This is a genomic window from Rhizobium hidalgonense (genome assembly GCF_005862185.2).
In the GTDB taxonomy this organism is placed as follows: Bacteria; Pseudomonadota; Alphaproteobacteria; order Rhizobiales; family Rhizobiaceae; genus Rhizobium; species Rhizobium hidalgonense.
The window spans coordinates 4,042,368-4,062,416 of record NZ_CP054027.1 but is presented as its reverse complement, the minus strand read 5'-3'; the positions used below and the strand labels follow the sequence as shown (position 1 = coordinate 4,062,416).

Below are 20,049 nucleotides of genomic sequence, written 5' to 3'. Positions count from 1 at the left end.
GTTGCACTTTCAGGACGCTGCGGTTATAAGCGCGCGTCCGAACTGACCGGCAGGGCATGCCGTGGCAGTTTCGAATGCTTGCGGAACGGTTCGTCGCCGATGCCGCAGATCAACAACAAACGCTCCCGCACCTTGTTGCGACGGCCGGAGAACCGGACTTCGCGAGAGGGCTTTTTTGATAAAGCGCGCAGGGAGGACAGCAAGGAGTAGCAAAATGCCCAAGATGAAGACGAAGTCCTCTGCCAAGAAGCGGTTCAAGATCACCGCAACCGGCAAGGTCAAGGCTGCCGCTGCCGGCAAGCGCCATGGCATGATCAAGCGTACCAACAAGTTCATTCGCGATGCACGTGGCACCATGGTTCTCGCAGAACCGGATGGCCGCAAGGTTATCAAGAATTACCTGCCGAACGGTCTCTGAGACTCGTCCGCGAACGCTAGATTTAAGGAGATCATGATATGGCACGTGTAAAAAGGGGCGTCGCTGCCCATGCCAAGCATAAGAAGGTTCTGAAGGCCGCGAAGGGCTTTTACGGCCGCCGTAAGAACACCATTCGTACAGCCAAGGCTGCTGTCGATCGTTCGAAGCAGTACGCCTACCGCGACCGCAAGGTCAACAAGCGCAACTTCCGTGCGCTCTGGATCCAGCGCATTAACGCTGCTGTGCGCGAATTCGGCCTGACCTACGGCCGCTTCATCGACGGCCTGAACAAGGCTGGTATCGAAGTCGACCGCAAGGTTCTCTCCGATATGGCGATCCACGAGCCGGAAGCATTCGGCGCGCTGGTTAGCGCTGCCAAGAAGGCTCTTGAGTACCTCAAGGAAGCCGGCACGGCGAACGAGTTTGAAGGCGCGGTCAAGTAACCAGCGCTTCCCAAGCTTTGAATTTATGATTTGGGAAACCCGCGCTGGTTTGGGCTAGCGCGGGTTTTTCTTTCTCTGTACTCCTTGCGCCGGCCACTCCAGCCCGCCTTTCGAACGCCGCCTGATCTGGACGGAAAGAAGACAATGTCAGATATCGACCAGCTTAAATCGCCTTTGCTTGCCGAAATTGCCGCCGCTGGCGATGAGCCCGCGCTCGAAGCTGTGCGCGTGTCCGCGCTCGGCAAGAAGGGCTCGGTCTCCGAACTCCTGAAGACGCTGGGCGCTATGACGCCGGAGGAACGCCAGACCCGGGGTGCTGCGATCAACGCCCTGAAGAACGAGGTGACGGACGCGATCGCCGAACGCAAATCGGTGCTGAAAATGGCCGCGGTCAACGCTCGCCTGAAGGCCGAAACGGTCGATGTCAGCCTGCCGGTGCGCTCCTCGCCCGCCGAGCGCGGCCGCATCCATCCAATCAGCCAGATCGTCGACGAGATCACCGCGATCTTCGCGGACATGGGCTTCTCGATCGCCGAAGGTCCTGACGTCGAAACGGATTATTACAATTTCACCGCGCTGAATTTCCCCGAAGGCCATCCGGCCCGCGAGATGCACGACACCTTTTTCTTCAACCCGGATGAGAATGGCGAGCGCAAGGTGCTGCGCACCCATACCTCACCGGTGCAGATCCGCACCATGGAAACGCAGAAGCCGCCGATCCGCATCATCATTCCCGGCAAGACTTACCGTCAGGACTCGGACGCCACGCATTCTCCGATGTTCCATCAAGTCGAAGGCCTTGTTATCGACAGGAAGGCTAATGTCGCCAACCTACGCTGGGTGCTCGAGGAGTTCTGCAAGACCTTCTTCGAGGTCGACGGCGTGACGATGCGTTTTCGTCCGTCCTTCTTCCCCTTCACCGAGCCCTCTTTCGAGGTCGATATCCAGTGCGATCGCTCCGGCCCGATCGTCAAGTTCGGCGAAGGCACCGATTGGATGGAGATCCTCGGCTGCGGCATGGTCCATCCGAACGTGCTGCGTTATGGCGGGCTCGATCCGGACGAATATCAGGGTTTTGCCTGGGGCATGGGCCTCGATCGCATCGCCATGCTGAAATACGGCATGCCCGACCTGCGTGACTTCTTCAACGCCGACGTCCGCTGGATGACGCATTACGGCTTCCGCCCGCTCGACATGCCGACGCTGTTCGGCGGCCTCAGCGCTTGAACGGAGAATTGGGACGATGAAATTCACGCTCTCCTGGCTGAAGGAACATCTGGAAACGGATGCCGGCCTCGATGAAATCTGCACGCGCCTCACCCAGATCGGGCTGGAGGTCGAGGATGTCGACGACAAGGCGGCGTTCAAGCCTTTCGTCATCGCCAAAATTCTCTCGGCTGAAAAACACCCGCAGGCCGACCGCCTCAAGGTGCTGATGGTCGATACCGGCGCTGGTGCGCCGGTCCAGGTCGTCTGCGGTGCCCCGAATGCGCGCGCCGGTCTCGTCGGTGCCTTTGCAGCCCCGGGAACCTACGTTCCCGGTATCGACGTGACGCTTGCCGTCGGCAATATCCGCGGCGTCGAAAGCCACGGCATGATGTGCTCCGAGAAGGAGTTGCAGATCTCCGACAGTCACGACGGTATCATCGACCTGCCCGAGGACGCGCCGGTCGGAAGGAGTTATGCCGCCTATGCGCATCTGGACGACCCGGTCATCGAGATCAATCTGACGCCCAACCGGCCGGACTGCACCTCGATCCACGGCATCGCCCGCGATCTCGCCGCTTCCGGCCTTGGCACCCTGAAGAGCCGGCCGGCGCCGTCTTTCGCCGTCGACGGCGAGACGCCGGTGAAGCTGACGCTCGATCTCGACGATCCCAGGCTTTGCCCGGGCTTTTCGCTGCGTCTGGTGCGCGGCGTCAAAAATGGTCCGAGCCCGCGCTGGATGCAGCAGCGGCTCACCGCCATCGGCCTGCGCCCGATCAATGCGCTTGTTGATATCACCAACTACATGACCTTCGATCAGGGCCGGCCGATGCACGTCTTCGACGCCGCCAAAGTCAACGGCAATCTCACCGTCCGCCGCGCCGTGGAGGGCGAGACCTTGCTGGCCCTCGACCAGCGCGAATACAAACTCGGCCCGAACAGCGTCGTGATAGCAGATGAAGACGGTATCGAATCGATCGGCGGGATCATGGGCGGCGAACATTCCGGCTGCGACGAGAACACCGTTGACGTGCTGATCGAATCGGCCCTCTGGGACCCGATGAACATCGCCAAATCGGGCCGCAGCCTCGGCATCATCACCGACGCCCGCTACCGCTTCGAACGTGGCGTCGATCCGGAATACATGGTTCCCGGCCTCGAACGCACCACGGAACTGGTGCTGGAACTCTGCGGCGGCACCGCCGCCAAGGCCGAGGTCGTCGGCTATAAGGGTTACGAACCGAAGATCGTCGATTTCCCCTATTCCGAGGTCAAGCGCCTGACCGGCCTCGAAGTTTCGAATGAGGAAAGCGACACGATCCTGACGCGCCTCGGCTTCAAGGTCTCCGGTTCCGGCGAACGCGTTTCCGTCGCCGTTCCCTCCTGGCGTCCCGATGTCGACGGCAAGGCCGATCTCGTCGAGGAGATCATGCGCATCCACGGCGTCGATAATATCAAGCCGGCGCCGCTCGAAAGCCATGCCGCCGTCAACGGCAGGATCCTGACGACGCTGCAGATCCGCACCCGCATCGCCAAGCGGGCGCTGGCTTCGCGCGGCATGCTCGAAGCCGTCACGTGGTCGTTCATTCCGGAGGATCAGGCAAAGCTCTTCGGCGGCGGTTCGCCTGCCCTCAAGCTCGCCAACCCGATCGCCGCCGAAATGTCGGATATGCGCCCCTCGCTGCTGCCGGGCCTGCTGACCGCCGCCCAGCGCAATGCCGACAAGGGCTATGGCGACGTGGCGATCTTCGAGGTCTCCGGCACCTATGAGAATGACAGGCCGGAGGGTCAGCGCCGCGTTGCCGGCGGCATCCGCCGCGGGACGGCCTCACTATCAGGCGCCGGCCGCATGTGGTCGAACGCCGCAACGGGCGGCGGCAAGCCGGTCGATGTCTTCGATGCCAAGGCCGATGCGCTCGCCGTCATCGAAGCCTGCGGCCTACCGATGGGCAATATCCAGATCGAGCAGGGCGGCCCGGAATGGTATCATCCCGGCCGCTCCGGCACGATCAAGATGGGTCCGAAGGTGGTGCTCGGCTATTTCGGCGAATTCCATCCGCTGACGCTCGAAGCGCTCGATGTCTCTGGCGCGCTTTGCGGCTTCGAGGTCTATGTCGACGCCATGCCGGAAGCCAAGCGCAAGGCGACGCGCACCAAGCCGGCGCTCGAACTGTCGCCCTTCCAGATGGTCAAGCGCGACTTCGCCTTCGTCGTCGACAAAACGGTCGAAGCCGGCGCTATCGTCAAGGCTGCCACCGGCGCCGACCGCAAGCTGGTGACCGGCGTCAATGTCTTCGACATTTTCGAGGGCGCATCGGTTGGCGAGGGCAAGAAGTCGGTGGCGATCGAGGTTCAGATCCAGCCGGTCGAGCGCACGCTGACGGATGAGGATTTCGAGGCGCTGACGCAGAAGATCGTCGCCAGCGTCACGAAATTCACCGGCGGCGTTCTCAGAAGCTGATCCTGCCGTCGTCCCACAAAACAATGGACCGGTCGCCGAAAGCGGCCGGTCTTCTTATGTGTGGAGATGATAGAGTTTGCTGACGATCGTCCATCGGCCTTCGATCTTCAGCAATGAGAGATAATCGGTAAAGCGCATTCCCGCGAAATCGTCGGTGACTTTGACGCTGGCCGCATCGCCTTCGACATCGACGCTCTGGATATCCATGAACGGTTGCGTGCCGGGCGGGGCCGGCTCCTCCGCCAGGATGGCGGCGATGAATTCGTCCCGTGTCAGCCATTCCACCGCGTTCTGGTAATGGCCGATGATCGAGCTTTTCGGGTGAAAGGCCTTTTTCAAGGCTGCTTCATTGGCGAAGGCCATGCCTTCGACATAGAGGTGAACCGTCTGTTCGACTGCCTGCCTGTCCGACATGTTTTTATCCCGTTTTCCGAGATGGCGTTAGATAGTTTCGCCTGGCGCGAAGGCAAGCCCGGCCGACAGCATCAGGCCGGGCTTTCGCTCTTTGTTTCGGTCGGAGTTCAGAGGTTGGTCATGGAAAGCAAGGAGTCGGAATAGCGCTTGCCGGCCACCTCGCCGAGGGGGATTATCCGGCCGAGCTGTTCGAGCTCCGCCGCGCTAAGGGTGATATTGGCCGCAGCGGCGTTCTGTTCGAGATGGTGACGCTTGCGCGCCCCGGGGATGGGCACGATGTCGTCGCCCTGGCCCAGCACCCAGGCTAGCGCCAGCTGCGCTGCCGTCACGCCTTTTTCGGCGGCAAGCTCTCCGAGCGTGGCGACGAGAGCGGCGTTGGCGTCAATATTTTCCGCTTGGAAACGCGGCACCTGCCGGCGGAAATCGTCGGCGGCAAGATCCTCCGGCTTGCGGATCGTTCCGGTGAGGAAACCGCGGCCGAGCGGGCTGTAGGGCACGAAGCCAATGCCGAGTTCGCGGCAGGTCGCAAGCACATCCTCTTCGGGATCGCGCGTCCAGAGCGAATATTCGCTCTGCAGCGCTGTGATCGGGTGGACCGCATGGGCGCGGCGGATGGTGGCGCTGCCCGCTTCCGAGAGGCCGAGGGTGCGGACCTTGCCTTCCCTGACCAACTCGGCCATGACGCCGACCGTTTCTTCGATCGGCACGTTGGGATCGACGCGGTGCTGGTAGAAGAGGTCGATGGTCTCGATGCCGAGCCGTTTCAGCGAGGCCTCGGCGACCTCCCGCACGTGCTCGGGGCGGCTGTCGACGCCAGCGATGGCGGCAGCACCCGCCTGGCTGGTATCGATCTTGAATCCGAATTTGGTGGCGATCACCACGCGGTCGCGGAATGGCTTCAGCACCTTTCCGATAAGGGCCTCGTTGGTAAAGGGGCCATAGACTTCGGCGGTGTCGAAGAAGGTGACGCCGAGGTCGATGGCGCGATGAAGCGTCCTCACCGATTCCGCCTCATCGCTGGCGCCATAGGCAAAGCTCATGCCCATGCAGCCGAGGCCGACGGCAGAGACGGTGAGATCGGTTCCGAGTTTCCGGGTTTTCATCATGTGCTCCTTTTCTGAGCTGATTTTGAACCGCTTGAGCATGGTCATGCTCTCAGAGAGGTCGTTGCGGTACGGACAAACCATATCGCTGTCGCATCGATCAGAAAATACGTGCAGTATTTAACGGGCTGTTCTATATTTTAGATCAATGAACAGAACACAGCTCTCACAACTTGCCGTGCTCGCCGCGGTCTCGGAGCATCGCAGCTTCCGCGCCGCGGCCAAGGAACTGCTCGTCGCACCTTCGGCCATCAGCCATGCGATCGCCAATCTGGAGGAAAGCCTGGGTGTCAGGCTTCTGGCGCGCACCACCCGCAGTGTCGCGCCGACGGAAGAGGGCCGCCTGCTTCTCGAACGGCTGCGTCCGGCGCTGGAGGAGATCGATATTGCCCTTGAGGCCGTCCGCGATACCCGCAGCAAACCGGCCGGAAACCTGCGCATCACGGCGCCGCGCTTTGCCTCCGATCTGCTGCTTGCCCCACGCCTCGGCGACTTTCTCAATCTCTATCCCGATATCACCCTTGAGATCGCCAATGAGGACGGTTTCACCGATATCGTCAAGGAAGGTTTCGACGCCGGCCTAAGACTGGAAGAGAGTCTGGAAGCCGATATGATCGCGGTGAGGTTCTCACCCAGTCTGACGACGGTGATCGCTGCCTCGCCTGCATATTTCGAGCGCTATCCGAAACCGCAGCACCCCCGCGATCTCGTCCATCACCGTTGCATCAAACGGCGCTTCACCAACGGCTCGATCTATCGCTGGGAATTCGAAAAGGAGGGGCAGGAATTGGTCGTTGCGGTCGACGGGCCGCTCGTTGTCAGCGAAGACCGGCTGGCCTTGCTGGCGGCGCTGAACGGCGCCGGCCTTGCCTATCTCTTTGATATGCGGGTGCATGCGGAACTGGCGGCAAGCAGGCTCGTGCGGGTGCTGGAAGATTGGTGCGCACCCTATCCCGGGCCGTTTCTCTATTATCCCACCCGGCGGCAGATGCGGCCGGCGCTGCGCGCCTTCATCGATTTCTTCAAATATGTTTAGAAAAATGCGGGCGGCTGGTCAGGCCTGCCGCCCGTTTTCTTCATTCCGTCAGGCAGCTTTGGCCTTCTGGTTTGCCGCTGTGGTGGCAAGCTGGGAAAGCGTCTTGTCGGTCGCCGTTTCTTCCTGCAGCGTCTGGTCGAGCAGGCGAACGGCATCCTTGAGGCCGAGCGTCGCGGCCCAGGTCTTCAGCGTGCCATAGCGGGCGATTTCATAATGCTCGACGGCTTGGGCTGCCGAAATCAGGCCGGCATCGAGCGCCGCCGTGCCCTTGAACTCCTCCATGATTTCCTCGCCCTCGGCGATAATGCCCTGGATCGCCTCGCAGGTCTTTCCCTGGGCGCGTTTGCCCATCAGTTCGAAAACCTGCTGCAGGCGCTCAACCTGGCCTTCGGTTTCCTCGCGGTGCTTTTCAAAACCTGCCTTCAGTTCGGGAGATTGGGCGGCGCGCGCCATCTTCGGTAGGGCGCGCAAGATCTGCCGTTCGGCAAAATAGATGTCCTTCAGCGTATCGTAGAAGAGATCTTCCAACGTCTTTTCCTTGGCCATGTTCTCGATCCTTGTTCCGGGGAAGGCCGCGAATGCGGCGACACATTAAGAAGCGAGGATTGCGCAAATTGTTCCCGATCGATTTCGGGTGGACTGGAAATCTGCGGCGGGCGATGATTCCTGCCGTCGATGCGAAGGAGGAGAGGCATGCGAAAGCCGGGTTCGATGAAGGGGCTGGAAGAACTTGGCCGGGTGCGGCTATCGCAAAACTTCTTCTTGCGCGACTTCCTGCATTCCGAAATCGCCGATTTCTACCGCATCCCCAATATCCCCGAGGACCCCGATCTGGCGATCGAGGCGGGCAGGAGGCTTTGCCAGGAATTGCTGGAGCCGCTGGAGGCGACCTTCGGCCGCCTGCATATCCGCTCCGGCTATCGCTCACCCGCCGTCAACAGGTTCGGCAACGAGAACAATCTCAACTGTTCGACCAACGCCGCCACATCAGCCCATCACATCTGGGACATGCGGGACTTCGACGGCTGCATGGGCGCGGCAGTCTGCGTCGCCGTGCCGTGGATGCTCGACCATTTCCGCGAGGAAAGCGACTGGCAGCGGCTTGCCTGGTGGATCCACGACCACCTGCCCTATGCTTCGCTCTGCTTCTTCCCCAAGCTCTGGGCCTTCAATATCCAGTGGCACGAACGGCCGAAGCGGGTGATCCAGAGTTATATCAGCCCACGCGGCATCCTCACCAAACCGGGCATGGCGAATTGGGAGGGGCAGCATTCCGAGTGGTACGAGGGTTTTCCCGCGTTCAAAAGCTGATGCGGTAGCGGATGTGCCCGTCGCTTTCGACATAGCTGTCGTAGAGCGCCCGCGCCGTCTTGTTCTGCTCACTCGTATGCCAATAGAGCCGCGACCATCCATTTGCCTTGCCGAGGGCGACGAGATCATCCATCAGCGCCCGCCCGACACCCTGGCCGCGTGCCTCTCGATCGACGAACAGGTCTTCGAGATAGCAGTCCCTGCCGCGGATCCACGTGCCCTCATGGGTGAGATAAAGCGCAAAGCCCATCGGTCTGCCATCGACGACGGCGACACGCATGGCAATCGCCGACGCCGGATCGAAGATCCGGCGCCATGTCAGATCGCTGATATCGGCATCGACCGTGACCTCGTAAAAGGCGAGATAGTCAGCCCAAAGTTCGCGCCAGCGTGCTTCGTCTTCCGGCCGGGCATCGCGGATTGTCACGGTCATGGGAGTTCCTTTCAGGCGCCGGCTTCGTCGAGCAGCGACATCGCCTCTTGGGAAAGCTGGAGTGTCGCCGATTTCACCAGGCTTTCAAGCTGCGAAAGGCTGGTGGCGCTGGCAATCGGCGCCGTCACGCCCTTCTTGCGCAACAGCCAGGCGAGCGAAATTTCCGCGGGCTTGGCGCCGGTCTCGGCCGAAACCGTGTCGAGTGCCGCCAGGATGCGCAGACCCTTGTCATCGAGATATTGCGAGACGCGACCCTCGCGGGCGCGGCCTTGCGTATCGGCCTTGCTGCGGTATTTTCCGGTGAGGAAACCGGCGGCGAGACTGAAATAGGTGATGACGCCGATATCTTGGCCGACGCAGAGATCGGCAAGCTGCCACTCGAAGCTTGCGCGCTCATAGAGATTATACTCCGGCTGAACCACGTCGTAACGCGGCAGGCCGGCCTTTTCGGCCGCGTCGAACGAGGCCTGCAGCAGCGTCGCATCGTAGTTCGAGCAGCCGATGGCGCGGATCTTGCCCTGCTGTTTCAGCTTGGCGAAGGCGCTGAGCGTTTCCTCGTGCGGCGTATCGGCATCCGGCCAGTGCGAGAGATAGAGATCGATATAATCAGTTTGCAGCCGGCTGAGTGAATCCTCGACCGCCTTCAGGATATAGCTCTCCTTGAGCGTCTTCCCTTGTCCCATGTCCGAACCGACCTTGGTGACGATGACGGCTCTATCGCGGGAAACTTTGCGCTGCTTCAGCCAGCGCCCGATGATCTCCTCGGAATCGCCGCCCTTATTGCCGGGAACCCAGGCCGAATAGACATCTGCCGTATCGATCGTATTCAGGCCGGCATCGAAGAAGGCATCGAGAATGGCGAAGGATGTTTTCTCGTCGGCCGTCCAGCCGAAGACATTGCCGCCGATGACGATCGGCGCGACTGAAAGACCTGTTTTTCCAAGCCGGCGCATTTCCATGACGCTCTCCAAAATGACTGAAATGTTTGAAATCGCAGTTAGGGCAGAACGCCGCCTGAACTAACCTAGCGCGATCCCGGGATCAGGGAAACCAAACTTCCGTGATTTCCAGTCGCGCCATTGCGCTGCAGCTAGGGCCTGAATAAGGTTCGCGGACATCAGCTTTGGGAGATTGATCATGTTGCGCTTCGGTATCCTTTCAACGGCGAAGATCGGCCGCGACAATGTCGTTCCCGCAATCCAGGACGCCGAAAACTGCGTCGTCACGGCGATTGCAAGCCGTGATCTCTCACGCGCCAGGGAGATGGCGGACCGCTTCTCCGTGCCGCATGCCTTCGGTTCCTACGAGGAGATGCTGGCCTCCGACGTCATCGACGCCGTCTATATCCCGCTGCCGACCTCGCAGCATATAGAATGGACGATCAAAGCAGCCGATGCCGGCAAGCACGTGCTCTGCGAAAAACCGATTGCGTTGAAATCAGGCGATATCGACGATGTGATCGCCGCCCGCGATCGCAACCGCGTGGTGGTCACCGAAGCCTACATGATCACCTATTCACCGGTCTGGCTGAAGGTGCGCGCGCTGATCGACCAGGGTGCAATCGGTTCGCTCCGGCATGTGCAGGGCGCCTTCACCTATTTCAACCGCGATGCCGCCAACATGCGCAACATTCCCGAGCTCGGCGGCGGCGGCCTTCCCGATATCGGCGTCTATCCTGTCATGAGCACCCGATTTTCTACCGGCAAGGAACCGTTGCGGATCCAGGCGATCACCGAACGCGATTTGGATTTTGGCACGGATATCTATTCGAGCGTCAAGGCCGATTTCGGCGATTTCGAGCTGAGCTTCTATATCTCGACGCAAATGGCCAACCGCCAGATGATGGTCTTTCACGGCACCGACGGCTATATCGAGGTCAAATCGCCTTTCAACGCCAATCGCTGGGGGCCTGAGGAGATCGAGCTCGCCGACCGCAGCCACAATGAATCGCGTATCTTCCGCTTCCAGGACAGCCGCCAGTACAAGCGTGAGGTCGAGGCCTTCGCGCGGGCGGTCAAGGACGGCAAGGAAGAGATCGTCACGCTGGAAAATTCGAAGCTGAACCAGAAGGTGATCGACGCGATCTACCGGGCGAGCGAGAAGGACGGCTGGGAGGCGGTCTAGCGCATAACCCCGAAAATCGGAATCGATTTTCGGAAAGGATTATCGGCAGATTCAAGGTGTGACAGCGTCCTTTGCGCGTCCGAAAAAGGCGCGCGGCGCTATAATTATTCGGCGCGGAAGACGAAGCGCGAATAGCCGAAGAAGCTGAAGACCATCGAGGCGATGCTGGCGATCACCATGGCTGCAAGCGGCTGTAGTGCCGGCAGCGACAGCAGAAGCGCCGAATAGAGCCCGTAATTGACCAGCGCTGCCGTTACCCCCACCGAACCGTAGCGAAAGCCTTCAGCGGCAAGAGAACGACTGGTGCGCTCGAAGGTGAAGCTCCGGTTGAAAGCCCAGGTCGCCGCCATTGCGAGGGCGATCGCGACGAGCCGTGCCAGAAAAGGCCCGAGCGGCGTCAGATGGAGCAGCCCCGACAGGACGCCGGCATCGACGAGGAAGCCGATGCCGCCGGCGATAGTGAAGCGGATGAGCTTTCTCATGCCGCATCCGCCTTGCCGGGACGCGCGCGCGATACGGGCGCTGTTTGGCTGAGAGGCGCCTTGACCGCGCTCGGCGTCTCCAGGCTCATATAGTGGATACGAAGCTGTTCGGCGCGGGCGCGGGCCACCGAATCCAGGATGACGCCGGCGGTAAACAGCATGAAGGAGATCATCATCAGCGCCATCGACAGCACCCAGGTCGGCATGCGGCTGACGAGGCCCGTTGCGAAATATTCCGCCAGCACCGGCGCCATGAAGCCGAGGCTTGCCAGCATGAAGGTGGCGCTGATCGTGCTGAAGAAGGCGAAAGGCCGGGTTTCCTTCATCAGCATGGCGAACATCCAGAGGATCTTGCCGCCGTCGCGGAAGGTCGAAAGCTTGGAATGCGAGCCTTCCGGCCGGCGGCCGTAATCGAGTTCCAGTTCGCTGACCGGCAGCTTCAGCCGGGAGGCGTGCACGGACATTTCGGTTTCGATCTCGAAACCGCCTGACACCGCTGGGAAGCTCTTGACGAAGCGGCGCGAGAAAGCGCGGTAGCCGGAAAAGATATCGGTGAAGTCGGGGCCGAAGATCGTCCGGTAGAGCAGGTTGAAAAGCCGGTTGCCGAGCGCATGGCCCTGACGGCCGGCATCTGCGTGAACGCCGCGTCGGGTTCCAACCACCATGTCGGCGCGCTCGGTCAGCAGTGTCCGCACCAGCTCTTCGGCATCGCCTGGCGCGTAAGTGCCGTCGCCGTCGGCAATGATGTATATGTCGGCGTCGATATCGGCGAACATACGGCGCACGACGTGGCCCTTGCCCTGCCGCCGTTCGCGTGCGACTTGCGCGCCGGCAAGCATCGCCTGCAGCGCGGTGCCGTCGGTGGAATTATTGTCATAGACGTGGATCGCTGCCTCCGGCAGCGTCGCGCGGAAGCCTCGCACTACGGGACCGATTGTCGCTGCCTCGTTATAACAGGGAAGCAGAACGGCAATGTTCGGGTTATCGGTACGCGATCGGGCCATGACTCTACTCGTTACACTTAAAGCCGCACGCAGCCTAAATCACGCGCCGTTAATAAGACCCTATGACGAGCGCAAAATCGGCCGCTGCCGCAATCGGCTTTACACTTTCTTGATCGGCGACGGCTAAGCTTCGGCCATCTGGAAACGAAGCGCTAACCACGATGAACGCCGTGCAGCCGATCGCCAATGCCGCATCCGTGACCGCCGCCCGAAGGGGCGGGTTGGGGAGGCTGATGATGCGCCTGTGGCCAACCGTCATTGCCTATAGCGTTATTGTCGCCACCATCCTCCTCGTCGCCAAGCTTTCCACCGCGACCGATTATGTCGGTCCCGACAATGACGACGGAATGCGTCTCATCGAGGTCCGCGATTTTCTCGCCGGGCAGGGATGGTTCGATCTGATGCAATATCGCCTCGGCCTCGGTGGCGGCACGCTGATGCACTGGTCGCGGCTGATCGATCTGCCGATCGCTTCGCTGGTCTGGTTCTTCGGCCTGTTTGCGCGCCACGAGACAGCCGAGGCCCTGGCGCTCGCCATCTGGCCGGTTTCGCTCGTCCTGCCCGCCATGCTTGCCATGGCCGTTGCCGGGCGGCGTATCGGCGGTATTGCCGGCATGCATATCTGTCTCGGCATGACCGGTCTTGCGATCTACACCGGCAACCGTTTCGCGCCGGGCGCCATCGATCATCACAATGCGCAGCTGGCGCTGGTTGCGACGATGGTGGCGATGTTGTTGGATCCACATCGGCGCGGTTGGAGTTATGCGATTGCCGGTGTGGCGGCCGCGGTTGCCATCGCCATCGGCGCCGAGACGACGCCGTTCGTCGCTGCCGTCTGTCTGACCATCGCTTTACTCTGGGCGTGGGAAGGGGAAGAATTCGCCGCCGCCGCGAAGGCCTTCGGCTTGGCGCTGGCAATTGCGATCAGCATTCTCTTTGTCGCAACGGTTCCGCCCCGGCTCTATTCGACGGTCACCTGCGACAATCTCTCCCTCGGTTACTACAGCCTGGCGGCAATCGGCGGCGGGTTGCTGCTGTTCTCGGCGGTCGTCACGAGCCACTTGCATCGGCTGTTGCGCTTTGCGGCGCTTGGCCTGGTCGGTGCCGGTGTTTTCGGTTCGGCGATAGTGATTGCGCCGCAATGCCTGAGCGATCCGCTCGCCGGTCTTGATCCGATGCTGGTCGAACTCTGGCTGAGGAATGTGTCGGAAGCACAGTCGGCCTTCGTTCTTGCTCGCACCGATCCCTTCTCCATCGGTGGCTTCTATGCGGCCGGCCTGTTCGGCATCGCGGTCTGCATCTTCCGCATCGTTCGGCGCGACCGCATGCAGGTCCATCTGGTCCTGCTTTTCCTGCTGGCCACGAGCTGGGCGATTGCGCTGGTCCAGGTGCGCGGCTCGACTTTCTCGAACCTACTCTCCATTCTGCCACTTGCCCTGCTGATCATCGATATCCGGCGGATCTCCAATAGCGACAGCGAGAACGTTGCCGCCGCCTTCGTTTATATCGTGACTGTCCTCGCAAGCGTGCCGGCCGCCTGGGCTCTCGGCGGCGGACTTGTCTCGCTGCAGATGGGCAATGGCGCGCAGAAGCAGGCGGCGGAAAAGGTGCTTTCCTGCACATCGAGGCAGGCACTGGCGCCGATTGCCGGTCTTCCGGCCGGGTTGGTTTCCGCACCCTCGGAAATGGGCGTGCCGATCCTCCGTTTTACGCAAAACCGGGTTCTTTCCGCGCCCTACCACCGCAATCAGCGCGGCATGCTGACGGAACTGCACATCGGGCTGGCGGAGCCGCAGGAGGCAGAAGCCTTCCTGAAGGGGGCTGATGTGACGGTGCTTGGCTTCTGTCCCGGTGATCTACAGACGCGAGAGATTGCCAAGTTGAAACCGGATGGGCTCTATGCCGAACTCGGCAAGGGAAATATACCGCCCTATCTGGCGCCGCTTCCGAAGGCGGCGAACGTCGGCGTTCAGTTCTTTCGCTATCGGCCGGCGGCGAATTGACGCCGGCAGTTTTGGCCAATCCTTTAGTGGGAAACGCGCGTCGTCATGCGGCGAAGGCGCGTATTGGCATAGAGCCCGAGCACGAAGAGCATGAGGCCGCCATTATAGCCGAGGACGGCGTAGACGAAGGCCAGGATTGAGACCGGGCCGGGCGAGGTTATCGCCGCCAACGCGAAGGTTATTCCAATGAGCGCGGCGATCAACGCGATCGCGGCAGCCGAGCGCGTTTGCCCGGCGCTGATGCCCAATGCTGCTGCTGTGAGAGTAATCATTTCAGCACCTTCCCAGAGATAACGAGGGGAAGCATAGGAAGCGCCAGCTAACAAAGACTTACCGGCAATGCCCGCCGAAAAGCCTTTGAATTGCGGTGGTTAGCAATCCCTTTCGTCTATAACGCGCATTGTAACTATGCGTTCCGCAACCAAACGGATTTACCCGATTTCACTGTTCATCCGCCAAGCTCCGCGACCGCATCCAGACGATGAGTAGCGCAGACTGCGGCCGCCGCCAACGAGCTCGACAGCCGGGAAAACAGGCTTCGTCGGCGGACGCGACCTTCCAGTTTCCTGCCGATCGACATAGAAAGAAGGGATGAGCAACGTCTTCGACAGCGATTCGCCGACCAACCTTGCCGAATATTCGGTTTCGGAGCTTTCCGGCTCGATCAAGCGCACCGTCGAAACGGCCTTCGATCAGGTTCGCGTGCGCGGCGAAATATCAGGCTATCGTGGCCCGCACTCCTCGGGCCATGCCTATTTCTCGCTGAAGGACGATCGTGCGCGCATCGACGCCGTCATCTGGAAGGGCACCTTCTCGCGGCTGAAGTTCCGTCCGGAAGAGGGCATGGAAGTGATTGCCACCGGCAAGGTGACGACCTTTCCCGGCTCCTCGAAATATCAGATCGTCATCGAGACGCTGGAACCGGCCGGCGCCGGCGCGCTGATGGCGCTGATCGAGGAGCGCAAGCGCAAGCTCGGCGCCGAAGGCATGTTCGATGCCGCCCGCAAGAAGCGGCTGCCCTTCATGCCTCGTGTGATCGGCGTCGTCACCTCGCCGACCGGCGCGGTCATCCGCGATATCCTTCACCGTATCTCGGATCGTTTTCCAGTGCATGTCCTCGTCTGGCCGGTGAAGGTCCAGGGCGAGGGCTCCGGCGAGGAGGTGGCGAATGCCATCCGCGGTTTCAACGCGCTGGAACCTTCAGGCGCCATCCCGCGTCCGGACGTGCTGATCGTCGCACGCGGCGGCGGCAGCCTGGAAGATCTCTGGAGTTTCAACGACGAAATAGTCGTGCGTGCTGCGGCCGAAAGCCGGATACCGCTGATCTCGGCCGTCGGCCACGAAACCGACTGGACGCTGATCGACTATGCCGCCGATGTCCGTGCGCCCACGCCGACAGGGGCTGCGGAAATGGCAGTGCCGGTCAAGGCGGAGCTCGAGGCGCAGGCCGCCACCCTTGCCGCGCGGCTGCAGGGCTGCATGAACCGGCAGATGGATCAGCGCCGCCAGTCGGTGCGCGCCCTGATGCGGGCTCTGCCGTCGCTCGATCAGCTGCTCGCCTTGCCGCGCCGGCGTTTCGACGAGGCGGCGGCCGGCCTTGGCCGCGGACTGGAACTCAACACCATCAACAAACGCCGCGGCTTCGAGCGTGTCGCCTCGCATCTGCGCCCTGATGTGCTGTCCAATCGCATCGCCGAGCGCCGCCAGACGCTCAACGAGCGCATGGTGCGGGCCGAACGCATGGTCGAACGGCTGATCGATCGCTCGACATCCCGTGTCGACCGCGCCGAGGCCATCCTCGCCTCGTTGCCGGTGCGGTTGAAGGCGCAAACCGACCGCTCCCGCGAGCGTCTCGGCAATCTTTCTCGCCATGCCGATACGGCCATTCGCCACCAACTGACTCGTGCCCGTGCCGAGCTTTTTGCGCAGGACCGCGTGCTGCAGTCACTCTCTTACAAGAACGTGCTGAAGCGCGGCTACGCCGTCATTCGCGATGAGGATAACAGGCCTGTCTCGCAGGCGGCGGCACTCTCCGCCGGCATGGGAATCGCCATCGAATTCGCCGATGGCCGTGTCGGCGCGATGACCACGGAAGGCGGCGTTCCGCCCGCTGGCGCCAAAAAGCGCGGCGCAAAATCTGCCAATGCACCCAAACAGGGAAGTCTGTTCTGAGAATGCGGATCCTGCTGGTGCTTGCTCATCCTTTGCCGGACAGCTTTGCCGCCTCAGTGGCGCGCACGGCTCGCGAAGCGCTGGAAGCCTCCGGCCATGTTGTCGATTTCATCGACCTCTATGCTGAGGATTTCGATCCGCGCCTTTCGGAAGCCGAACGCCGCGGTTACTTCGATACGCCTTACGACACCTCTGATGTGGCCGATATCGTTGCCCGGCTGAAGGCGGCTGAAGGTCTCATTCTCGTCTTTCCGCAATGGTGGTTCAATTTTCCGGCCATCCTCAAAGGGTTCTTCGATCGAATCTTCGCGCCAGGTGTGGCCTTCACGCATGACGCCGACGGTGGTCGGATCGTGCCGCAGCTGATCAATATCCGGCTGCTCTATGCGCTGACCACGACGGGCTCACCCTGGTGGTTGGTGCATCTCTATATGGGCAATCCCGTTCGCCGCCTGCTGAAACGCGGCATCGCCAATTTCTGCTCGAAGAAGCTCGTCTTCCGCATGCTGAGCCTGCACGACATGGACCGCACGAAGGAAGCCAGGCGCAGGGCGCATCTGGAACGCGTCCGCAAAACCCTCGCCGCCGTCTGGTAACTATTCGAAATCCGACAGGAATTTCTTCAGCAGCCGGTCGAGTTCCGCCTTGTCGGCAGCGCTCAGATTTGCCGTCAGCCGTTGCTGGTTGGCGGCATGGGCGTCGACCGCCTCTTCGACAGTGGCGAACCCCTTGTCCGTTAGCGCAATCAGCACGCTGCGCCTGTCTTCCGGGTTGAGGATGCGCTGGACGAAGCCCGCCTTCTCCAACTGGTCGATCCGGTTCGTCATCGTCCCGGAACTGACCATCGTCATCTCCAGAAGCTCGCCCGGCGAAAGCCGGTGAGGCGCGCCGGAGCGGCGAAGGGTGGCAAGCACATCGAAGGCCGAGGTGGAAAGTCCGTGTTTCAGCAGCACGACTTCGACCTCGCGGCCGAGATGAGTGCCAAGGCGCTTCAGACGCCCGAGGATGCCCATCGGTTCGACATCGAGATCCGGCCGCTCACGCCGCCATTGCGCCAGGATCCTGTCGACGTGATCTTGCTTCTCTTTGGCCATTCCCTATCGATATCAGTGGACATCTTGACGTCAAGATAAAATACGCTATCCTGAATTTATCTTGAACTAGAGATTCTTGATATGAAGACAAATCCGCGATACCTCGGCGACGTGCTGACCACCGCTGTGGCGCCGGCCATCTGGGGCAGCACCTATTTCGTCACCACATCCTTCCTGCCCCAGGGCTATCCGCTGACGGTCGCCCTGCTGCGCGCCCTGCCGGCGGGCCTGCTGCTGCTGCTGATTGTTCGGAAGCTGCCGACCGGCCTCTGGTGGGGAAGGGCCTTCATTCTCGGCGCCCTGAACTTCTCGTTCTTTTGGGCCATGCTCTTCGTCTCGGCCTACCGGCTGCCCGGCGGGGTTGCTGCAACGGTCGGTGCCGTGCAGCCGCTGATCGTCATCGCGCTATCGCGGCTTTTTCTCGGCAATCCGATCCGGCCGCTTGCCGTGCTGGCGGGTCTTGCCGGCATGGCCGGCGTCGGCTTGCTGGTGCTGACGCCGAAGGCTGGGCTCGATCCTGTGGGTGTTGCCGCCGGGCTTGCCGGCGCCGTCTCGATGGCCTTCGGCACGGTGCTGACGCGGCGCTGGGCGCCGCCGGTGTCAAACCTCACCTTCACCGCCTGGCAATTGACCGCAGGCGGCATCCTGCTGCTGCCCTTCGCGCTTTTGCTCGAACCGTCGCTGCCGGCACCGAGCGCCGCAAACATTGCCGGCATCGCCTATCTGGGCCTGATCGGCGCGGCTTTCACCTATCTGCTCTGGTTTCGCGGCCTGTCGCGCATCGAGCCCTCGGCGGTCGCCTCGCTCGGTTTTCTCAGCCCTGTTGTCGCGACCCTGCTCGGCTGGCTGGCGCTCGGCCAGAGCCTGGCGCCGGCGCAGATCGCCGGCTTCGCCATGGTGCTTGCCGGCGTCTGGTTCAGTCAGCGCGCGACGATGCCGGTCAGGCCCATTCGCCCTGCCGCATCACCGGAACCCGCGAACCATCCGGTGTGATGCCGTCGATATCGACCTTGTTTGAACCGATCATCCAGTCGATATGGATCAGGCTGGAATTGCCGCCCTGCGCCTTGATCTCTTCCTGGCTCAGCGTCGCGCCGTTCAGGAAGCACTTGGAATAGCACTGGCCGAGCGCGATATGGCAGGAGGCGTTTTCGTCGAACAGCGTGTTGTAGAACAGAATGCCGCTGGCCGAGATCGGCGAGGAATGTGGCACCAGCGCCACTTCGCCGAGCCGGCGCGCGCCCTCGTCGGTATCGAGCACCTTGTTCAACACCTCTTCGCCGCGCGACGCCTTCGCCTCGACGATACGCCCGCCCTCGAAATGCACCTGGATATCGTCGATCAGCGTGCCCTGATGCGAAAGCGGCTTGGTGCTCGACACATGGCCTTCGACGCGCAGCGCATGCGGCGTGGTGAACACTTCCTCGGTCGGGATGTTCGGATTGCAGGTCACGCCATTCTTGGCAGTGGACGCGCCGCCATGCCATTCATGCCCGTCGGCAAGGCCGACCGTCAGATCGGTGCCGGGTCCCCTGAAATGCAGTGCGGCGAAGCGCTCGCCGTTCAGCCAGGCGGAGCGCTTGGCAAGATTGGCATTGTGCTCGGCCCAGGCGGCGATCGGGTCGCTGACATCGACACGCGAGGCGGCAAAGATCGCCTTGGCGAGCTTGGCGATCGCGATCGGCTCGGGGTCGTCGGGGAAAACCACCTTGGCCCAGGACGGATTGGGATAGGAGACGATGTTCCAGTTGATGTCGAAATTCGAGATCTTTTCCAGCGCCGGCTTATAGGCGGCGGAGTTGGCGCGATTGGCACGGCCGACCTTGCCGGCATCCTGCCCGGACAGCAGCAGCGGATTGTCGCCGGCGACCGCCAGACGGGCCGCGCCGTTGGTATAGGCCTTGGCCATGCCCTCATAGAGCCACTCGGAGGCGCGGTCGAAGCTTTCGTCGCTGCCGTGTTGATAGCGCGCCAGCGTCGTTTCTTCGTCGGAATAAAAGGCGGTCACCAGCCCGGCGCCGGCCTGATAAGCGTGTTTGGTGATCAGGCGGACGAGCGGCAACGCCACGACAGGCGCGGTGACCACCAGATCCTGACCCTCCTGCAGTTGCAGCCCGACCTTGATGGCAACTTCGGCAAGCTTGTCCAGCTTGTCGGGATCAATGGTATTCTGGCTCTGGGGCATGAAAGTCATGGTTCAACCTGCCTTCTGTGATCGACGCTAGAGCAATTCCAGGAAAAGTGCGAAGCGGTTTTCTCAGGCAAAGCGCGAAGCGCTTTTGCCGGGAATTGCGTGAATCCAAAAGATTGGAGCGGTTCTGCGCTTCCGTGAAAGCTGAACCGCT

The 20,049-nt window shown here is 61.6% G+C and carries 21 protein-coding genes; 11 read left to right on the top strand and 10 right to left on the bottom strand.

The window, feature by feature from the left end; translation table 11 throughout:
• Positions 1–214: 214 nt before the first annotated feature.
• From rpmI to pheT, 4 genes are all read left to right on the top strand, one after another.
• A complete protein-coding gene (gene rpmI, locus FFM81_RS19790; RefSeq protein ID WP_003570998.1) occupies positions 215–418 on the top strand; it encodes a 50S ribosomal protein L35 in 204 nt (67 codons plus the stop codon).
• 38 nt (positions 419–456) lie between these two features.
• Positions 457–861, top strand: coding sequence for a 50S ribosomal protein L20 (gene rplT, locus FFM81_RS19785; RefSeq protein WP_003570995.1), 405 nt, complete (start codon positions 457–459; stop codon positions 859–861).
• 144 nt (positions 862–1,005) lie between these two features.
• Complete coding sequence (gene pheS / locus FFM81_RS19780) at positions 1,006–2,088, top strand: phenylalanine--tRNA ligase subunit alpha (RefSeq protein ID WP_003570993.1); 1,083 nt, start codon at positions 1,006–1,008, stop codon at positions 2,086–2,088.
• Positions 2,089–2,104: 16 nt separating this feature from the next.
• Positions 2,105–4,528: a phenylalanine--tRNA ligase subunit beta gene (gene pheT, locus FFM81_RS19775; RefSeq protein ID WP_003570992.1), complete on the top strand. Its 2,424-nt coding sequence runs from the start codon at positions 2,105–2,107 to the stop codon at positions 4,526–4,528.
• Positions 4,529–4,582: 54 nt separating this feature from the next.
• Here pheT and FFM81_RS19770 read toward each other — a convergent pair whose 3' ends face one another.
• Both FFM81_RS19770 and FFM81_RS19765 read right to left on the bottom strand, forming a co-directional pair.
• Complete coding sequence (locus tag FFM81_RS19770) at positions 4,583–4,942, bottom strand: nuclear transport factor 2 family protein (RefSeq protein ID WP_003570990.1); 360 nt, start codon at positions 4,940–4,942, stop codon at positions 4,583–4,585.
• 107 nt (positions 4,943–5,049) lie between these two features.
• Entirely contained in the window at positions 5,050–6,045 is a 996-nt protein-coding gene (locus tag FFM81_RS19765) for an aldo/keto reductase (RefSeq protein WP_003570987.1), read from the bottom strand.
• Positions 6,046–6,193: 148 nt separating this feature from the next.
• Here FFM81_RS19765 and FFM81_RS19760 point away from each other — a divergent pair, with 148 nt between their 5' ends.
• Positions 6,194–7,081, top strand: a complete 888-nt coding sequence (locus tag FFM81_RS19760; RefSeq protein ID WP_003570986.1) for a LysR family transcriptional regulator — start codon at positions 6,194–6,196, stop codon at positions 7,079–7,081.
• A 48-nt stretch (positions 7,082–7,129) separates the two neighbouring features.
• Here FFM81_RS19760 and FFM81_RS19755 read toward each other — a convergent pair whose 3' ends face one another.
• Entirely contained in the window at positions 7,130–7,627 is a 498-nt protein-coding gene (locus FFM81_RS19755; protein ID WP_003570984.1) for a YciE/YciF ferroxidase family protein, read from the bottom strand.
• A 147-nt stretch (positions 7,628–7,774) separates the two neighbouring features.
• On the opposite strand from FFM81_RS19755, the gene FFM81_RS19750 reads away from it, so the two are divergent.
• Positions 7,775–8,392 carry a hypothetical protein gene (locus tag FFM81_RS19750; protein ID WP_003570982.1) on the top strand — a complete coding sequence of 206 codons (618 nt, stop codon included), beginning with the start codon at positions 7,775–7,777 and terminating at the stop codon, positions 8,390–8,392.
• Here the strand turns inward: FFM81_RS19750 and FFM81_RS19745 are convergent.
• Positions 8,382–8,825 carry a GNAT family N-acetyltransferase gene (locus tag FFM81_RS19745; RefSeq protein WP_003570980.1) on the bottom strand — a complete coding sequence of 148 codons (444 nt, stop codon included), beginning with the start codon at positions 8,823–8,825 and terminating at the stop codon, positions 8,382–8,384. The genes FFM81_RS19750 and FFM81_RS19745 overlap by 11 nt on opposite strands.
• 11 nt (positions 8,826–8,836) lie before the next feature.
• Positions 8,837–9,784, bottom strand: coding sequence for an aldo/keto reductase (locus FFM81_RS19740; RefSeq protein WP_138385377.1), 948 nt, complete (start codon positions 9,782–9,784; stop codon positions 8,837–8,839).
• A 178-nt stretch (positions 9,785–9,962) separates the two neighbouring features.
• Between FFM81_RS19740 and FFM81_RS19735 the strand changes: the two genes are divergently transcribed.
• A complete protein-coding gene (locus tag FFM81_RS19735) occupies positions 9,963–10,949 on the top strand; it encodes a Gfo/Idh/MocA family protein (protein WP_025417541.1) in 987 nt (328 codons plus the stop codon).
• A 104-nt stretch (positions 10,950–11,053) separates the two neighbouring features.
• Here the strand turns inward: FFM81_RS19735 and FFM81_RS19730 are convergent, their stop codons facing one another.
• Positions 11,054–11,431 carry a GtrA family protein gene (locus FFM81_RS19730; RefSeq protein WP_025417542.1) on the bottom strand — a complete coding sequence of 126 codons (378 nt, stop codon included), beginning with the start codon at positions 11,429–11,431 and terminating at the stop codon, positions 11,054–11,056.
• Complete coding sequence (locus FFM81_RS19725) at positions 11,428–12,435, bottom strand: glycosyltransferase (RefSeq protein WP_138385378.1); 1,008 nt, start codon at positions 12,433–12,435, stop codon at positions 11,428–11,430. The genes FFM81_RS19730 and FFM81_RS19725 overlap by 4 nt, the downstream gene beginning before the upstream one ends.
• A gap of 161 nt (positions 12,436–12,596) precedes the next feature.
• Between FFM81_RS19725 and FFM81_RS19720 the strand changes: the two genes are divergently transcribed.
• The gene (locus FFM81_RS19720; protein ID WP_138385379.1) at positions 12,597–14,438 is read left to right on the top strand and encodes a hypothetical protein; all 1,842 of its coding nucleotides are present in this window, start codon (positions 12,597–12,599) and stop codon (positions 14,436–14,438) included.
• 23 nt (positions 14,439–14,461) lie between these two features.
• On the opposite strand, the gene FFM81_RS19715 is transcribed toward FFM81_RS19720, so the two are convergent.
• On the bottom strand, positions 14,462–14,710 hold the full coding sequence (locus FFM81_RS19715) for a hypothetical protein (protein ID WP_003570968.1): 249 nt from the start codon (positions 14,708–14,710) through the stop codon (positions 14,462–14,464).
• Between the two features lie 319 nt (positions 14,711–15,029).
• Here FFM81_RS19715 and xseA point away from each other — a divergent pair, with 319 nt between their 5' ends.
• Positions 15,030–16,610: an exodeoxyribonuclease VII large subunit gene (xseA, locus tag FFM81_RS19710; protein WP_128398633.1), complete on the top strand. Its 1,581-nt coding sequence runs from the start codon at positions 15,030–15,032 to the stop codon at positions 16,608–16,610.
• A 2-nt stretch (positions 16,611–16,612) separates the two neighbouring features.
• The gene (locus FFM81_RS19705; protein ID WP_138385380.1) at positions 16,613–17,206 is read left to right on the top strand and encodes an NAD(P)H-dependent oxidoreductase; all 594 of its coding nucleotides are present in this window, start codon (positions 16,613–16,615) and stop codon (positions 17,204–17,206) included.
• On the opposite strand, the gene FFM81_RS19700 is transcribed toward FFM81_RS19705, so the two are convergent.
• Positions 17,207–17,704, bottom strand: a complete 498-nt coding sequence (locus tag FFM81_RS19700; RefSeq protein WP_025417547.1) for a MarR family winged helix-turn-helix transcriptional regulator — start codon at positions 17,702–17,704, stop codon at positions 17,207–17,209.
• 81 nt (positions 17,705–17,785) lie between these two features.
• Here FFM81_RS19700 and FFM81_RS19695 point away from each other — a divergent pair, with 81 nt between their 5' ends.
• On the top strand, positions 17,786–18,697 hold the full coding sequence (locus tag FFM81_RS19695; protein ID WP_003570962.1) for an EamA family transporter: 912 nt from the start codon (positions 17,786–17,788) through the stop codon (positions 18,695–18,697).
• Here the strand turns inward: FFM81_RS19695 and FFM81_RS19690 are convergent.
• Positions 18,645–19,898, bottom strand: coding sequence for an aminopeptidase (locus FFM81_RS19690; RefSeq protein ID WP_138385381.1), 1,254 nt, complete (start codon positions 19,896–19,898; stop codon positions 18,645–18,647). The two genes, FFM81_RS19695 and FFM81_RS19690, sit on opposite strands and share 53 nt — an antisense overlap.
• Positions 19,899–20,049: the final 151 nt, after the last annotated feature.

Bases quoted from the DNA above. Each gene is read 5' to 3' on its own strand.
- rpmI (WP_003570998.1), top strand. From the start codon at position 215: ATGCCCAAGATGAAGACGAAGTCCTCTGCCAAGAAGCGGTTCAAGATC.
- rplT (WP_003570995.1), top strand. From the start codon at position 457: ATGGCACGTGTAAAAAGGGGCGTCGCTGCCCATGCCAAGCATAAGAAG.
- pheS (WP_003570993.1), top strand. From the start codon at position 1,006: ATGTCAGATATCGACCAGCTTAAATCGCCTTTGCTTGCCGAAATTGCC.
- pheT (WP_003570992.1), top strand. From the start codon at position 2,105: ATGAAATTCACGCTCTCCTGGCTGAAGGAACATCTGGAAACGGATGCC.
- FFM81_RS19770 (WP_003570990.1), bottom strand. From the start codon at position 4,942: ATGTCGGACAGGCAGGCAGTCGAACAGACGGTTCACCTCTATGTCGAA.
- FFM81_RS19765 (WP_003570987.1), bottom strand. From the start codon at position 6,045: ATGAAAACCCGGAAACTCGGAACCGATCTCACCGTCTCTGCCGTCGGC.
- FFM81_RS19760 (WP_003570986.1), top strand. From the start codon at position 6,194: ATGAACAGAACACAGCTCTCACAACTTGCCGTGCTCGCCGCGGTCTCG.
- FFM81_RS19755 (WP_003570984.1), bottom strand. From the start codon at position 7,627: ATGGCCAAGGAAAAGACGTTGGAAGATCTCTTCTACGATACGCTGAAG.
- FFM81_RS19750 (WP_003570982.1), top strand. From the start codon at position 7,775: ATGCGAAAGCCGGGTTCGATGAAGGGGCTGGAAGAACTTGGCCGGGTG.
- FFM81_RS19745 (WP_003570980.1), bottom strand. From the start codon at position 8,825: ATGACCGTGACAATCCGCGATGCCCGGCCGGAAGACGAAGCACGCTGG.
- FFM81_RS19740 (WP_138385377.1), bottom strand. From the start codon at position 9,784: ATGGAAATGCGCCGGCTTGGAAAAACAGGTCTTTCAGTCGCGCCGATC.
- FFM81_RS19735 (WP_025417541.1), top strand. From the start codon at position 9,963: ATGTTGCGCTTCGGTATCCTTTCAACGGCGAAGATCGGCCGCGACAAT.
- FFM81_RS19730 (WP_025417542.1), bottom strand. From the start codon at position 11,431: ATGAGAAAGCTCATCCGCTTCACTATCGCCGGCGGCATCGGCTTCCTC.
- FFM81_RS19725 (WP_138385378.1), bottom strand. From the start codon at position 12,435: ATGGCCCGATCGCGTACCGATAACCCGAACATTGCCGTTCTGCTTCCC.
- FFM81_RS19720 (WP_138385379.1), top strand. From the start codon at position 12,597: ATGAACGCCGTGCAGCCGATCGCCAATGCCGCATCCGTGACCGCCGCC.
- FFM81_RS19715 (WP_003570968.1), bottom strand. From the start codon at position 14,710: ATGATTACTCTCACAGCAGCAGCATTGGGCATCAGCGCCGGGCAAACG.
- xseA (WP_128398633.1), top strand. From the start codon at position 15,030: ATGAGCAACGTCTTCGACAGCGATTCGCCGACCAACCTTGCCGAATAT.
- FFM81_RS19705 (WP_138385380.1), top strand. From the start codon at position 16,613: ATGCGGATCCTGCTGGTGCTTGCTCATCCTTTGCCGGACAGCTTTGCC.
- FFM81_RS19700 (WP_025417547.1), bottom strand. From the start codon at position 17,704: ATGGCCAAAGAGAAGCAAGATCACGTCGACAGGATCCTGGCGCAATGG.
- FFM81_RS19695 (WP_003570962.1), top strand. From the start codon at position 17,786: ATGAAGACAAATCCGCGATACCTCGGCGACGTGCTGACCACCGCTGTG.
- FFM81_RS19690 (WP_138385381.1), bottom strand. From the start codon at position 19,898: ATGACTTTCATGCCCCAGAGCCAGAATACCATTGATCCCGACAAGCTG.